The sequence below is a fragment of the Traorella massiliensis genome (assembly GCF_900104665.1).
Lineage (GTDB): Bacteria > Bacillota_I > Bacilli_A > Erysipelotrichales > Erysipelotrichaceae > Traorella > Traorella massiliensis.
In genome coordinates this window covers 420,308-434,028 of sequence record NZ_LT629967.1, presented here as the reverse complement: position 1 = coordinate 434,028, position 13,721 = coordinate 420,308, and the positions used below count along the sequence as shown (strand labels likewise).

Genomic DNA, 13,721 nt, shown 5'->3' with positions numbered 1-13,721 from the left:
TTCAAAACTATTCGTCCAAACAGCCCAAAATTTCAAGGATTCTGTTTAAATCATCAACTCCATGATAAGAAATCACAATTTGCTTTGCATCAATTTTAACTTTTGTCTGAAATTTATCTTCCAATCGATGATTTAAACTTTCTATAAACGGATCTTCTTTTTGCTCCGTTTTTTTCTTTTTTGGAGCATTCATCTCCTTAACCAATGCTTCAACTTTACGTACGCTTAAATGTTCTTTTATAGCCTGATTCGCTAAAAGAATCAGATCCTCCTGATTTTCTACTCCTAAAAGAGCTCTAACATGTCCCATTGACAATTTTCCATCTAAAACCATTTTCTGAACAGCTTCAGGAAGTTTTAAAAGACGCAGCATATTCGTCACATGCTCACGGCTTTTACCAATTCTCTTAGCTAATTGTTCCTGTGTCATATCCAGTTTTTCAATGATTTTCTGATATCCTTGAGCTTCTTCAATAGCATTAAGATCTTCACGCTGCACATTTTCCAGCAAAGCAATTTCCATCATTGCTTCATCATCAAAATCAACGATAATAGCCGGAATCGTTTCTTTGCCGGCCATTTTACTTGCACGAAGCCTTCGCTCACCCGCTACCAATTCATAACCGGATACTGCTTTTTTTACCAGGATCGGTGTAAATACACCATGGATGGCAATTGAATCAGCCAGTTCCTGCAATTTTTTCTCATCAAACTGCTTTCTAGGCTGATAAGGATTCGGCTTGATTTCATTGACATTGATTTCAGTTGCGGAAGTGCTGTTATGCTGAATATCTTCAAGCAAATCTGTAATGTTCTCACCAAAGATCGCATCTAATCCTTGCGTTGCTGCTTCCAGACCATGTCCAAGTTTACTTTTCTTTGCCATTCTATGCCTCCTTTTGATTCTGTTTTACAACTTCACTAGCAAGACCTGCATATGCCTTTGCTCCATCACATCTTACATCATATTCAAATATGGTCTTTCCATGAGAAGGACTTTCTGATAATTTTACATTACGTGGTATATAATTACGATATACTTTTTCTTTAAAGTGCTTGCGAACATTCTGTTGAACTTCCACACTTAAATTCGTACGTGCATCATACATGGTCAGCAAAACTCCTTCAATCACTAAATCAGGATTGAATAACTGCTGGACAAGACGAATCGTTAAAAGAAGCTGTGTCACTCCCTCTAATGCATAATATTCACACTGAATAGGGATCAGCACTGAATCAGCAGCTGTCAAAGCATTTGTATTCAATAAACCTAATGAAGGAGGACAATCGATGATAATAAAATCATATTGATCCTTAACTTCATCAAGTTTCGTTTTTAACAGCTTCTCTTTGCCAACTTCAAATTTTACCATCTGTAAATCAGCACCTGCCAGCTGAATATTACTTGGAACCAAATCAATAGGAGGAAAGTCTAATTTTTTTACGACATCTTTGACATGGAATTTCTCCATGATCAAATTATAAACAGAAAGCTTATTTCCCTTAGCACTGCCTCCCACTCCTTGAGTTGCATTTCCCTGTGGATCAAAATCAACCAGCAGCACTTTCTTTCCTAAATATCCCAAGCCTGCCGCTAGATTGATACTTGTCGTTGTTTTACCCACGCCGCCTTTCTGATTTGAAACTGCGATAATTTTTCCCATATGATCACCCTATTCCTTTGGAAAATGGATCGTCATCGTATATCCATCTTCATCTTCATACTCACTTAATTTAGCTTTGATCCCTGCCCGCTGAATCATAGCATAAGCCTGCCGTACAGTATTCAGCGCAATCTTAATTTCTCTTGTAAAACCTTTTAATTTTACTTTATCCTTTTTTTCCTGTTTGATCAGATTTTCAGTCTGTGAAACATTCAATCCTTTTTTTACGATCTTATCCAGCATTTCCTGCTGTTTCTTTTCATCCATGCCGACTAAAGAACGAGCATGACGTTCAGTAATGATTTTACTGCTGACGGCATTCTGAACATTTTCAGAAAGATTCAAAAGACGAATTTTATTAGCAATCGAACTTTGACTTTTCCCTAATTTCATAGCTAATTCACTCTGTGTACAGCCAGTGACCTTCATGATCTGTACAAAAGCCTTTGCCTCTTCAATCGCACTTAGATCTTCACGCTGGATATTTTCTACTAACGCCAAAGCGGCCATTTGTGATTCCTGCACATCCATGACATTCGCTGGAATCTCTGTCATGCCGATCATCTGACAAGCCCGATAACGCCGCTCTCCGGCAACAATTTCATAATAACCATCTTTTTCTTTTAATGTTACCGGCTGTATCAGACCATTTTCACGTATTGACTGTGCCAGATCCATCAGACTTTCTTCATTAAATTCAATTCTTGGCTGATATGGATTGGCTACGATCTTTTCAATAGGCACCATCAATATCTCTTTCATACTACTCACCTCTTAATGGATTCTTCTTCATTTTAGAAAATGTACGGGGATATTTTTTAGGTGTAGGTTTTACTTTTACACATTCAATATTGATACGGCTCATCCCCTCAAGTGAAGTTTCAAATATATTTTTTACTTCACAGCCTAAAAGAGTCAACGCTTTTTGACTTTCTTGTAATTCATCTCTGCCGTTAGCCCCTTTCATTACCACAAAGCTTCCCCCTAATTTAACTAATGGAATACAAAGTTCACATAATAAAGGCATATTAGCTACGGCCCTTGCTGTTACATAATCAAACGTTTCCCTCAATTCATGACATTCTTCTGCACGTGCATGAAGCAATACTGCTTCAATTCCTAAAGCATGACATAACTCATTTAAAAAAGTCACTCGTTTTCCTAATGTTTCTATAATTGTTACATCCAGTTCTGGATTCATGATCTTCAAAGGAATACTTGGAAAACCTGCACCGCTTCCAACATCACATAAACTTCCTTTAAAATTTATATCAAAACTTGGAATCAGTGAATCATAAAAATGTTTCATATAGATTCCTTCTTCATCTGTAATACTGGTTAAATTCATTTTTTGATTCCACTCAGTCAGCATAGAAGCATAAATTTCAAACTGTTTTCTCTGAATATCATTCAGGTTTATCTGATGTTCCTTTAATTTTTTCTCAAAGCGGTCAACTATTTCCATATATTCCTCCAGTCACCCTATTATACCAAAATTCCTACCACATCAAAATAGAAAAGTGATGATTTTACTGAAATCAAGTTTTTCTTCTTTTCATAAATATTTCATAAGAAACGTTATATTTCATAAAATATACGTTAAAATGAATTGATTTTTACAAAAAAACTGTTTATTTTACTTTTATTTTACATAATACTGATAACTATTTTAAATAAATTTGATAAAACATGACTGAAGGAATGATAAATTATGGATATATTTGACTTTTTAACAATGCTTGGAGGCTTGTCACTATTTTTATTTGGTATGAACATCATGGGACAGGCACTAGAGAGAAGAGCCGGAAGCAATCTTCGCTCACTTCTTGGAAAGCTGACTTCGAATCGAATCATCGGACTTTTGACAGGACTTGGTATTACTGCTGTCATTCAGAGTTCATCAGCAACCACTGTCATGGTCGTTGGTTTTGTCAATTCTGGTTTGATGACCTTAAAACAAGCGATCAATGTGATCATGGGAGCCAATATCGGTACAACGGTCACTGCATGGCTGTTAAGTCTTACTGGTATTGACAGTACTAATTTCTTTGTACAAATGCTGAAGCCTTCTTCATTTACACCTATTCTGGCTGTAATTGGTGTCATTTATTATATGTTCAGCAAAAATACGAAGAAAAATGATACCGGTCTGATCTTGCTTGGATTTGCGACACTTATGTTTGGTATGGAAACGATGTCTGGAGCCGTTAGCGGATTAGCAGATGTTGAAGCTTTCCGAAATCTGTTCATCGCTTTCCAAAATCCAATTTTAGGAATGCTGGCTGGGGCCATCCTGACAGGAATTATTCAATCCAGTTCTGCTTCAGTAGGTATACTACAAGCTTTAGCTGTTACCGGACAAGTTTCCTATGGAGCTGCTATTCCAATCATCATGGGACAGAATATCGGTACCTGCGTAACGGCACTGCTCTCTTCGGTTGGAACCAATAAGAATGCCAAACGAGCTGCTTTGGTTCACCTTTCCTTTAATGTTATCGGAACGATCGTATGGCTAAGTGTCTTCTGTATTATCAAGGTTTTATTCAACCCTGTATTGTTAAGTCAGCCGGCATCACTGGTAGGTATTGCCATAGCACATTCTGCTTTCAATATCTTATGTACGATGTTAATGCTGCCGTTATCTAGCTTCTTAGAAAAACTTGTCATTTTCCTTGTACCTGATTCTAAGGATGCCGAAGATGATCAGCTTGTTGAATTAGATGAACGTTTGCTTACTACGCCGCCTATCGCTTTGAAAAGATGCCGTGAAGTGGCTGCTGATATGTTTACATGCTCAGCGAAAGCATTAAAGAATAGTCTAAAGAGCTTAGATAAATACTCTTCAAAGCTTGCGGAAAATATACGTGAAAAAGAAGAACGTGTAGATTATTATAAAGATATTCTAAGTTCTTACTTAGTAAAGCTTAGCACCCATCAGATCAGCGAAGCTGACAGTGCAGAAGCCGCTAAGCTTCTCAAGATCATTAGCGATTTTGAACGTATTTCAAACCTGGCTGTCAATCTTTTAGAATCAGCAGAAGAATTAAAAAACAAAGATCTTCATCTTAGTAAATCTGCTGAGAACGAAATGAATCTTTTAATTCAGGCTATTGAAGAAATCTTAAATCTGACACAAACTGCATTCATGAAAAACGATCTCGACGCCGCTGAAATGGTTGAACCGCTGATGCAGGCAATCGATACACTTAAAGAAGAGCTGCGCACTCGTCATATCCAGCGTTTACAGCGTGAAGAATGCAGCATAGAAGCCGGTTTCGTCTGGACAGATGTTCTTACCAATCTAGAACGTATTTCCAGACACTGCTCAAGCATTGCCCGCAATGTGATTGATATTTCACTTGAAGATATCAACCTTCATGAATATCTACGCAATATGCGAAACAATAATGAAACTTTCAAAGAAAACTATCTTCTATATCTAAATAAATATTCCCCAGAAAGTGTAGAAACACAAACAGCTTAAAAGATATGTCAAACGACATATCTTTTTCATTTCATATATTATCCATAACTAACTATCAAAAGTTCCAATATAGAAAAAATGCATCTTTCGATGCATTTTCATTAAGCCTTGTCATTAGAACCAAATTCTACGATCTTAGCTTTTACTAATTCTTTGATTGCTTCAGTTCCTGGAGCTAACAATTTACGAGGGTCAAATCCTTTACCAACCTGATCCTTACCTTCTTCGATGTATTTACGAGTAGCTTCTGCGAAAGCGATCTGGCACTCTGTATTTACATTGATCTTGCTAACACCTAATGAAATAGCCTTAGCGATCTGATCAGCAGGAATACCAGAACCACCATGTAATACAAGTGGTTTACCATTTGTCTTAGCCTGAATCTGTGCTAACACATCAAAATTCAAACCAGCCCAGTTTGCAGGATATTTACCGTGGATATTTCCGATACCAGCAGCTAAGAAATCAACACCTAATGCCGCAATCTTAGCACATTCTTCTGGATCAGCAACTTCACCTGTTCCAATAACACCATCTTCTTCACCACCGATAGCACCTACTTCACACTCTACTGAGATACCTTTTGAGTGAGCTAATTCAATGATTTCTTTTGACTTAGCAACATTTTCTTCAAAATCATATTTTGATCCATCAAACATAACTGATGAGAAACCAGCTTCAATACAAGCCTTTGCACCATCAAATGAACCATGATCCAAGTGTAAAGCAACTGGAACTGTAATTCCTAAATAATCGATCAATTCTTTGACCATAGCAGCTACTGTCTTGTAACCACCCATGTATTTTCCAGCACCTTCACTTACACCTAAAATTACTGGTGAATTTGTTTCCTGTGCTGCCTGTAAGATTGCTTTTGTCCATTCAAGGTTATTAATATTGAATGCTCCTACAGCGTAATGACCAGCATGGGCCTTTTCTAACATTTCTGTTGCACTAACTAATGCCATAATTTCTTCCTCCTCTATTTTACGCACTTTTATTATACTCAATTTCCTTGCAAAGTTAAAGCAAGAAATTTAAAAAGTATCTTAATTTATAAGAAAATTGAAATATAGAATAAAGTGAATCACACTCATTCCAATATAAGTCATAAAATAACTTTGATTCTTTTTATATTGCTCAATGAATCGATAATATAAAAATGGTAATAAAAGATAAGACACCCTCAATAAACGTAATATCGTTCCCACGGTACTATCATTCGATACTTCACCAGATGCTATCAAAATAAATATAAATAAAATTATATTACATAAATAAAACAAAAAAACATTCTTTCTTTCAGTAAAATTACTCAATGCAATATAAGGATAAACAAGAATCACCAGCAATGATACCAAATAAATAAATAGATAAAATAATGCTCCAGCTTCACCATTAGCCATACCTTTCCTCCTTTCAATCAAACGATGATGACTTACTCTTAAAAATTATTTCATTATATTAAAGCTATCTTTTTACACACTTTCATTATACTCAATTTCCTTGCAAAGTTAAAGCAAGAAATAAGAAAAGCAGAGCTCTAACTACTCTGCTTATATACTTACTCATTAATATTTATCTTCTTCTTTTTCGTTTGTTTCTTCTTCCTCGTCATCTAAATCGAATTCATCTTCTTCATCGCTGTCATCATCCAAAAATTCTGCAGTATCAATGACCGTTTCACTAAAAGTATGACGACTTCTCAAATCCCATTTGTTTTCACCCATGTTTACGAAGCGGCTGTCTAAACATAAATCAGAATAGAACTGCGCAATCATATCTTCCTGTTGGGAAGGACTTAAAGCTTCGATCTGTGAAATCTCCTCCCATAGCTTTAAAAAAGGTGTGGGTTTCTTTTTCTTTGTCAGTAGGTTATACGCAATATCAAGCTTTGATGCTTTCATGTAAATCCTCCTCCCTTCCATTAACTTTTCTATATATACAACGCTTTACATGTGTTGTCAAGAGTTTCTTTTCGTAATAAGAATATGTGCCAAATTTCAAACTATACCACTTTTTTGATTTTAATGCTCATTCGATAAGATTCAATCACTTCTTCTTCATGCATGACATCATAAATCAACACGATCGATTCTTTTTTTTGATCATAATGACGAGTATAAAGATCAATCTCCATCATTCCATATTCACTTTCAATCTGTCCTTTTGTCTTTTGTTTTAAAACAAAATTCAATGTTGATTTATTCTCAGCATTACGGCTTATCGTACAGTTACTTTCATTTCCTTTTATTTCTACCTTACCATTAAATGGCTTTTTTTCTTCAAAAGAAAAATGAAAATCATACACATTTCTTTCCAGTTCCAGAATTTCATTACATAAAAGAGCCTCTTCTTTAGTATTTAAATTTTTTTGTTTCACTAAGACCTTATATTTCATGAATATCATTATAGCGATTCTTTTTCTGAATACAATATTTTTGATTAAGAATTTCTTTTTTTTCACATAATAATGATGAGGTGTTTTATGAAAAGAGCTATAAAATGGTTTTTGGGTGGATGCAGTTTTCTTTTTTTCATTCTTTTGTTATTTTTTTGCTGTGCTAAAATCATCCCTTTAGATCTAACATCTAAAAAAGAAAAGATTACGCTTTATGATATGAATCAGGAAGTATTTTATGAATCTAATTTTAATGAACAGTTAATATGGAAATCTTTGAATGATTTTCCTGATGAATTACTTGAATTTATTATCCAGATCGAAGATAAACGTTTCTACAGTCATTTAGGTTTCGATCCAATTCGCATTGCGAAAGCGATGATCACAAACTTAAAAGCCAATAAGATCATAGAAGGAGGAAGTTCTCTTTCTCAACAGATGGCAAAAAATCTTTTTCTAACGAATCAGCAGACATATTCAAGAAAGGTGCAAGAGCTTTTTTATGCTGCCCAGATGGAAATGCAGTATAGTAAAGAAGAAATATTGGAAAGCTATCTTAATACATTATACTTTGGGCATAGTATTTATGGTTTTCATGAAGCCAGTGAGTTTTATTTTAATCAGCCATTACAAGACTGTTCACAGGCCCAGATGGTCATGCTGATAGGAATTATCAATGGTCCATCCTTGTATTCACCGTTTATTGATTTAAAAGCTTCAACAGATAGAACCCATCTTTTATTAACTTATCTTAAAGATGAAGGAATTTTAAGCAAAGAAGAATATGAGAAAGCAATAAATGAAAAAATTGCATTAGCAGAAGAGAAATATGAAGATGAAGATGCCTCCTATTATATCCAGGCAGTCTTAGATGAAATGAATCATTTAAAAATCGATACTTCATCCGGTGTTGCTGTATATACTGCTTATGATCCTAAGGCACAGCAAGCACTCAGCACCTCTTTGCGTTTACATGCCAGCAATGATACCTGTGAGAGCAGTGGTATTATTTTAGATCCCGCAACAGGATCGATCGTAGCTATCAGTGGCGGTAAAAATTACACGACAAGCGAATATATCCGTCCTCTTTATTCGAAACGTCAAGTAGGTTCTACGATCAAACCATTATTGTATTACAATGCCCTTCGTGCCGGTTTTACACCCTCTACGCTTTTTATGTCATCACCGACGACCTTTCAAATTGATGAAAATACGACCTATGCTCCTATCAACTATGATAACCGATATCCTAATCGTGAAATTTCAATGATCAATGCAATTGCTGTTTCTGATAATATTTATGCGATGAAAACCCATTTATTCTTAGGAATGGATGTTCTAAGCGATTCTCTCAAAGCTTTTCATATTCAGGCAGAACCGCTTCCTTCATTAGCTCTGGGTACGGTTGAGATGTCCCTTATGGAACTAACATCTATTTATAATACCTTTGCTTCTATGGGATATTACACAAAGCCATCTTTTATTAAAGCTATTTATCAGGATCAAAACATATTGTATGAAAATGAATATACAAAATCGATCTATCTGGACAGTGATACCGTTCTTATTTTAAATCAGCTGTTAACAAGCACCTTTGATATAAAAAATAAAACGGTTACGATGCCAACACTTGTTAATACGGCACCGATGGTTAAAGTGGCTGCGAAATCAGGTACCAGTGATTTTGATAGTTTGATCGTTGGTTATAACCCCGACTATACGATTGGTATCTGGAGCGGTTTTGATGATGCACGTATATTAAAAGAGGAATATTTTCAAATATCAAAGAAAATATTCCAGAATACATTTAACGAACTTTATAAAGATGAAACAGTATCAGGCTGGTATCAAAAAAGCAAGAACATTGAAACTCGCACAGTAAATCCCATTACGGGTAAAGAATCACTTTTAGGAAGCGAATACTGGTATTTAAAATAGCCTTTATCTACATTCAAAGTCTATTTTCCCCTTTCCATCTTCTACCTGTAACTTCATGATAGCTCCATTGATCATCATCATTCTGGGACTTGTATGGCCAATATCACAATTTAATACATATGGGATATCTTCTAAGGCTAATTTCAAAGCATCCTGATAGCTCATACCTGTATGGCTGCTTTCAAAACAGGTCCGTCCGAATAAAACAGCTTTTGCATATTTAAAATAGTTTGCATATTTCATTTGAAGCAAAGTCAAATAAGTATCTTCAGCACTCATCCCATAGTTATCAAAATACCAGATAAAACCATCTTCTTTATATTTCTCTATGAAAGATGCAGTAGCATCATATTGCGTTCCTATAAGATTTTTAATAACTTCTAAACAGCCTCCGATACATCTTCCAAAAGTATGTATCTTATGTTCATGGATCCATGTAACCTTTTGATCAAAGATCAATTTATCTTCCTGGTAGTTTTTTTGTGACTGATACATCTCATAGCTTTTTTGTGTCTTTAGATGTCCTTGCATGATTTCCAGACATCTGTCTACATATTCATGATCGATATCAAAAGATGAACCATTCATACCATAGATACTTGCGATATCATATTTTGTCGTCAGGATATAAAGGATAGAAGTTGGATCAGAGTATCCTACATACCATTTTGGATGCCAAGAAATAAGATTCCAGTCAATATATGGCAATATTTCATAGAGAAAATCACCACCGCTCGCACAAAAGACCATCGATACTTCATCATCTGTAAACAGTGATTCCAGTTCCTGGGCTCGAATAGACGCTAAAGCTGATCGATAATCGCTATTACGTACACTGGAAGTTTCTTTAATCTTAAAAATTTTTGAAAGACGTTTTATAGATCTTTTATATTCATCCAGTTTTAATCCTGCGCCTTTGCTGGGAGCACTGATCCCGATGGTTTCATTTGGTTTTATAAATTTAGGATAGTACATAGATCCTCCTTTATTTTATCGGAAAGAAAGCTTTCTTATCCTCTTTTAGCTTTCCATGTACGATTGCCGAAACAATATCACTTACGACTGATAATTCCTTGATTTCACCATCTTCTTTTAAGATCCATATATTATGTCCTTCTCCGCTTTTATAAGGCTGATATGGGCGCTGTTTCGCCTCATCATGAATCACATAATATTCTGGATCATATCCAAGCTGGAGCACTCTTTTTTTGATTCTTTCCAAATCACTTTCATCAGATATCGTTTCATATTCAAATAAGTCACGATTTAATAGACGACGTGCTAAATCAGCTGCAATCGGATCATCTGATTCACTCAATAGTGTAAAGCCATATAAAGCTGCTGATTCATCCATCTTAAAATGATCTTCTACCGTATCCTGCTGTTTCAAAAAAGGCTGAAACATCCGAATATGATCTAATTTAAAAGGATCACGCTCATACAAATCTTTCAAACGTTTAAAAATGCTATGTAAGATAGCTTCATAACTCCGTGTTACCGGATGAAAATAAACCTGCCAGTACATATGATAGCGGGCCATGATATAATCTTCTACCGTATGAATACCACTCTCTTTCATTACGATCTTACTCTCTTTCACTCTCATGGTACGTAAGATTCTTTCTAAATCAAAATTACCATAGCTTGTACCTGTAAAATATGCATCTCTTAATAAATAATCCATACGATCTGCATCTAACTGTCCGCTAACGATCTGATTTAATAAATCATTGGGATGAGAATAATCAATGATTGAAGCAACTTTATTTGGGAAATCATTGGAAACATTACTTAATATACGATGTATTTGAGTATCCTCTAAAATGATCCTGCGTGTATAGGTTTCATGGGAAGTAGGCGTAATTGCCTCAAATGCATGAGAAAAGGGTCCGTGTCCCACATCATGAAGCAAAGCAGCACACATGACCGTTACCTTATCTTCTTCACTCAGCTCTTTCAATCCGCTGACCTCATTCACCATTCGTCTTGTAATCTCATAAACTCCTAAAGAATGAGCAAAACGTGAATGCTCTGCTGTATGATAAACCATATAGGTACCACCCAGCTGATGGATCCTTCTAAGACGCTGAAACTCTCTGGCATTGATACAATCCCATATCACTTGATACTCTACATGAATATATCCATGTACCGGATCACGCATAACTTTCACTTCATTTGTTTTCGCAAACATGACCTCACCTCACTTGAATATCTTCAATTGCCGCTTCGACACTTTCTACGATATGATCAGCTTCTTTTTTAATTGCTTCATTCGCACTTTCAACCGTATAACTTTCAAATTGACGAAGCATTCCTACATCATTATAAGAATCTCCTATGACAAATACCTCATCAGCCTGTGTATGTATGGCAATCACTTCAACTGCATGTTCTTTACTGGCGTGTTCTCCTACGATATCAATATAACTTTTATTAACATAAATACTACATCCAAGCTTCATTCCCTTAAGCTTTTCAGATAAAAGAAGAGCCTTTTCTTCACTTTCACAACTAATCGAACACATATAGATATCATCCTCAATTTCATGATAATCTTCTACTACGTTTCGTTTTAAAGAGCGATTATTCATCATATACAGCCAGTCATGAATATCAAAGTGAAAACTCTTATGAAATACCTTTGTTAAAGAAAGAATGCTCATTTGAGAAACATTTTCTTGTACCAGAGTTTCATATAGTCTATCTAAATCAATTTTTAAAGGGTCTTTATAAAGAAGCTGTCCTTTTGAATCAAGAACTCTTCCACCATTATAAACCGCTAAATAATCAGGCTGAAAACCAGTATTTTCAAATTTATGCATGACAGAGGCTGCATCTCTGCCCGTAACGATTGCAATAACATTCTTTTTTTGAAACGTACGTGCAGCTATTAAATTTTTTAAAAACAGCTTCCTATTTTTGAAATAAAATGTTCCATCAAAATCAGAGGCCAAAAGCTTCATGATCATACTCCTTTATTTTTCTACCAAAACACTGGCAATTGCCAAAACACCTTCTTCATGTCCGACAAATCCCATTTTTTCACCACGAGTCGCCTTAACACTGACACAATCCAGATCACATTCACAGACATGAGCAATATTCTCTCTCATCTTTTGAATATGTGGCGCCATTTTAGGTTTTTCAATATTAATCGTTGAATCAATATTCACCAAATGATACCCTTTCTCTTTCATCATTTCCACACACCCTTTTAAAATGAGCATAGAATCCATTCCTTCTGTACAGACAGCCGTATCAGGAAAATGTTTTCCAAGATCACCTAATGCTAAGGCACCTAAGATTGCTTCTGCTATTGCATGAAGCAAAGCATCAGCATCACTGTGCCCATAGCATCCTTTATCATGTTCAATTTCTACACCGCCTAAGATCAGCTTACGTCCTTCTGTCAATGGGTGTATATCCATCGCATTTCCTATTCTTATCATAAACTCTCCTCTTGAATGGTTTTATTATAACACTTTTTCTATTAAATTACTTTTTTTCGTATTTAACATTTTCAAATTAAAAAAAGAATATCAATTCAACTTTATGACTACTCTAATTGACATATTGTAAACTATATTTTCTTGCAAACAAATCTTACAAATTCTATACTACAAGTAGATGAAGGGAGCAATGATCTATGTCATTAGGAAAAAACATTTACACATTAAGAAAAGAAAAAGGCTATTCTCAAGAGGAACTTGCTCATAAATGCAACGTATCCCGTCAGGCTGTCAGCAAATGGGAAGCTGATGAAGTTATGCCAGACACCAATAATCTTTTAGCCCTCAGCAAGATCTTCCAGATCACAATTGATGAATTATTAGAAAATGAAGTTCATACGGCTAAACCTGATACATTTGATAAAAGTGTTCGTCTTGTCAGGAAACATTGGGCGAAAATTGGTTATTATTTAATATACACTGGTATTGGTGCTCTTGTTTTCTATTTTTTATCAAAAGCAATGATGTCATCATTCTTAGGACCCGAATTGATGTATGGTGACTTATTCGCAGATATCCCAAATCCGACATTAGATTTTTTTAACATTATGTCAGCCTTTGTACTTATCTTTGGTATCGGTTTGTTAGTAGCAGGATTCATTCTTGTTGTCTATGATTATCAAAAAAATAAAAAGAAATAGGGTAGAGGAATAAATTAAATTTATTGCCCCTCCCGTTGAACCGTACGTACGGGTCTCGTATACGGCTCTACATTTATATCG

15 protein-coding genes are annotated in these 13,721 nt (G+C 35.3%); 3 read left to right on the top strand and 12 right to left on the bottom strand.

From position 1 onward, the window contains the following. Nucleotides 1-7: 7 nt before the first annotated feature. From BQ5367_RS03265 to rsmG, 4 genes are read right to left on the bottom strand one after another with little or no spacing between them, the layout of a single operon-like run. Nucleotides 8-886, bottom strand: coding sequence for a ParB/RepB/Spo0J family partition protein (locus tag BQ5367_RS03265; protein WP_071441132.1), 879 nt, complete (start codon nucleotides 884-886; stop codon nucleotides 8-10). Nucleotide 887: 1 nt separating this feature from the next. Next, nucleotides 888-1,664: a ParA family protein gene (locus BQ5367_RS03260; RefSeq protein ID WP_071441131.1), complete on the bottom strand. Its 777-nt coding sequence runs from the start codon at nucleotides 1,662-1,664 to the stop codon at nucleotides 888-890. A gap of 9 nt (nucleotides 1,665-1,673) precedes the next feature. Then, a complete protein-coding gene (locus BQ5367_RS03255; protein ID WP_071441130.1) occupies nucleotides 1,674-2,426 on the bottom strand; it encodes a ParB/RepB/Spo0J family partition protein in 753 nt (250 codons plus the stop codon). A 1-nt stretch (nucleotide 2,427) separates the two neighbouring features. Further along, nucleotides 2,428-3,129, bottom strand: coding sequence for a 16S rRNA (guanine(527)-N(7))-methyltransferase RsmG (gene rsmG, locus BQ5367_RS03250; RefSeq protein ID WP_071441129.1), 702 nt, complete (start codon nucleotides 3,127-3,129; stop codon nucleotides 2,428-2,430). A 246-nt stretch (nucleotides 3,130-3,375) separates the two neighbouring features. On the opposite strand from rsmG, the gene BQ5367_RS03245 reads away from it, so the two are divergent. Continuing rightward, nucleotides 3,376-5,148, top strand: coding sequence for a Na/Pi cotransporter family protein (locus tag BQ5367_RS03245; RefSeq protein ID WP_071441128.1), 1,773 nt, complete (start codon nucleotides 3,376-3,378; stop codon nucleotides 5,146-5,148). A 101-nt stretch (nucleotides 5,149-5,249) separates the two neighbouring features. Here the strand turns inward: BQ5367_RS03245 and fba are convergent, their stop codons facing one another. From fba to BQ5367_RS03225, 4 genes are all read right to left on the bottom strand, one after another. Next, nucleotides 5,250-6,116 (bottom strand): class II fructose-1,6-bisphosphate aldolase, encoded by an 867-nt coding sequence (gene fba, locus BQ5367_RS03240; RefSeq protein ID WP_071441127.1) that lies wholly within the window; start codon nucleotides 6,114-6,116, stop codon nucleotides 5,250-5,252. 81 nt (nucleotides 6,117-6,197) lie between these two features. Then, complete coding sequence (locus BQ5367_RS03235) at nucleotides 6,198-6,554, bottom strand: hypothetical protein (RefSeq protein WP_071441126.1); 357 nt, start codon at nucleotides 6,552-6,554, stop codon at nucleotides 6,198-6,200. Nucleotides 6,555-6,719: 165 nt separating this feature from the next. Further along, the gene (rpoE, locus tag BQ5367_RS03230) at nucleotides 6,720-7,055 is read right to left on the bottom strand and encodes a DNA-directed RNA polymerase subunit delta (RefSeq protein WP_071441125.1); all 336 of its coding nucleotides are present in this window, start codon (nucleotides 7,053-7,055) and stop codon (nucleotides 6,720-6,722) included. Nucleotides 7,056-7,156: 101 nt separating this feature from the next. Then, nucleotides 7,157-7,531 (bottom strand): DUF1934 family protein, encoded by a 375-nt coding sequence (locus BQ5367_RS03225; protein ID WP_161940465.1) that lies wholly within the window; start codon nucleotides 7,529-7,531, stop codon nucleotides 7,157-7,159. Between the two features lie 105 nt (nucleotides 7,532-7,636). Between BQ5367_RS03225 and BQ5367_RS03220 the strand changes: the two genes are divergently transcribed. After that, the gene (locus tag BQ5367_RS03220; protein ID WP_071441123.1) at nucleotides 7,637-9,487 is read left to right on the top strand and encodes a transglycosylase domain-containing protein; all 1,851 of its coding nucleotides are present in this window, start codon (nucleotides 7,637-7,639) and stop codon (nucleotides 9,485-9,487) included. 3 nt (nucleotides 9,488-9,490) lie between these two features. Here BQ5367_RS03220 and BQ5367_RS03215 read toward each other — a convergent pair whose 3' ends face one another. From BQ5367_RS03215 to ispF, 4 genes are read right to left on the bottom strand one after another with little or no spacing between them, the layout of a single operon-like run. Next, on the bottom strand, nucleotides 9,491-10,462 hold the full coding sequence (locus BQ5367_RS03215; protein ID WP_071441122.1) for a S66 family peptidase: 972 nt from the start codon (nucleotides 10,460-10,462) through the stop codon (nucleotides 9,491-9,493). Between the two features lie 10 nt (nucleotides 10,463-10,472). Further along, nucleotides 10,473-11,681, bottom strand: coding sequence for an HD domain-containing protein (locus tag BQ5367_RS03210; RefSeq protein ID WP_071441121.1), 1,209 nt, complete (start codon nucleotides 11,679-11,681; stop codon nucleotides 10,473-10,475). A gap of 4 nt (nucleotides 11,682-11,685) precedes the next feature. Further along, nucleotides 11,686-12,453: an HAD-IIB family hydrolase gene (locus BQ5367_RS03205; RefSeq protein WP_071441120.1), complete on the bottom strand. Its 768-nt coding sequence runs from the start codon at nucleotides 12,451-12,453 to the stop codon at nucleotides 11,686-11,688. A gap of 12 nt (nucleotides 12,454-12,465) precedes the next feature. Next, nucleotides 12,466-12,939 carry a 2-C-methyl-D-erythritol 2,4-cyclodiphosphate synthase gene (gene ispF / locus BQ5367_RS03200; protein WP_071441119.1) on the bottom strand — a complete coding sequence of 158 codons (474 nt, stop codon included), beginning with the start codon at nucleotides 12,937-12,939 and terminating at the stop codon, nucleotides 12,466-12,468. 197 nt (nucleotides 12,940-13,136) lie between these two features. Between ispF and BQ5367_RS03195 the strand changes: the two genes are divergently transcribed. Beyond that, entirely contained in the window at nucleotides 13,137-13,640 is a 504-nt protein-coding gene (locus BQ5367_RS03195; protein WP_071441118.1) for a helix-turn-helix domain-containing protein, read from the top strand. The last annotated feature ends 81 nt before the right edge of the window (nucleotides 13,641-13,721 follow it).

Bases quoted from the DNA above. Each gene is read 5' to 3' on its own strand.
- BQ5367_RS03265 (WP_071441132.1), bottom strand. From the start codon at position 886: ATGGCAAAGAAAAGTAAACTTGGACATGGTCTGGAAGCAGCAACGCAA.
- BQ5367_RS03260 (WP_071441131.1), bottom strand. From the start codon at position 1,664: ATGGGAAAAATTATCGCAGTTTCAAATCAGAAAGGCGGCGTGGGTAAA.
- BQ5367_RS03255 (WP_071441130.1), bottom strand. From the start codon at position 2,426: ATGAAAGAGATATTGATGGTGCCTATTGAAAAGATCGTAGCCAATCCA.
- rsmG (WP_071441129.1), bottom strand. From the start codon at position 3,129: ATGGAAATAGTTGACCGCTTTGAGAAAAAATTAAAGGAACATCAGATA.
- BQ5367_RS03245 (WP_071441128.1), top strand. From the start codon at position 3,376: ATGGATATATTTGACTTTTTAACAATGCTTGGAGGCTTGTCACTATTT.
- fba (WP_071441127.1), bottom strand. From the start codon at position 6,116: ATGGCATTAGTTAGTGCAACAGAAATGTTAGAAAAGGCCCATGCTGGT.
- BQ5367_RS03235 (WP_071441126.1), bottom strand. From the start codon at position 6,554: ATGGCTAATGGTGAAGCTGGAGCATTATTTTATCTATTTATTTATTTG.
- rpoE (WP_071441125.1), bottom strand. From the start codon at position 7,055: ATGAAAGCATCAAAGCTTGATATTGCGTATAACCTACTGACAAAGAAA.
- BQ5367_RS03220 (WP_071441123.1), top strand. From the start codon at position 7,637: ATGAAAAGAGCTATAAAATGGTTTTTGGGTGGATGCAGTTTTCTTTTT.
- BQ5367_RS03215 (WP_071441122.1), bottom strand. From the start codon at position 10,462: ATGTACTATCCTAAATTTATAAAACCAAATGAAACCATCGGGATCAGT.
- BQ5367_RS03210 (WP_071441121.1), bottom strand. From the start codon at position 11,681: ATGTTTGCGAAAACAAATGAAGTGAAAGTTATGCGTGATCCGGTACAT.
- BQ5367_RS03205 (WP_071441120.1), bottom strand. From the start codon at position 12,453: ATGAAGCTTTTGGCCTCTGATTTTGATGGAACATTTTATTTCAAAAAT.
- ispF (WP_071441119.1), bottom strand. From the start codon at position 12,939: ATGATAAGAATAGGAAATGCGATGGATATACACCCATTGACAGAAGGA.
- BQ5367_RS03195 (WP_071441118.1), top strand. From the start codon at position 13,137: ATGTCATTAGGAAAAAACATTTACACATTAAGAAAAGAAAAAGGCTAT.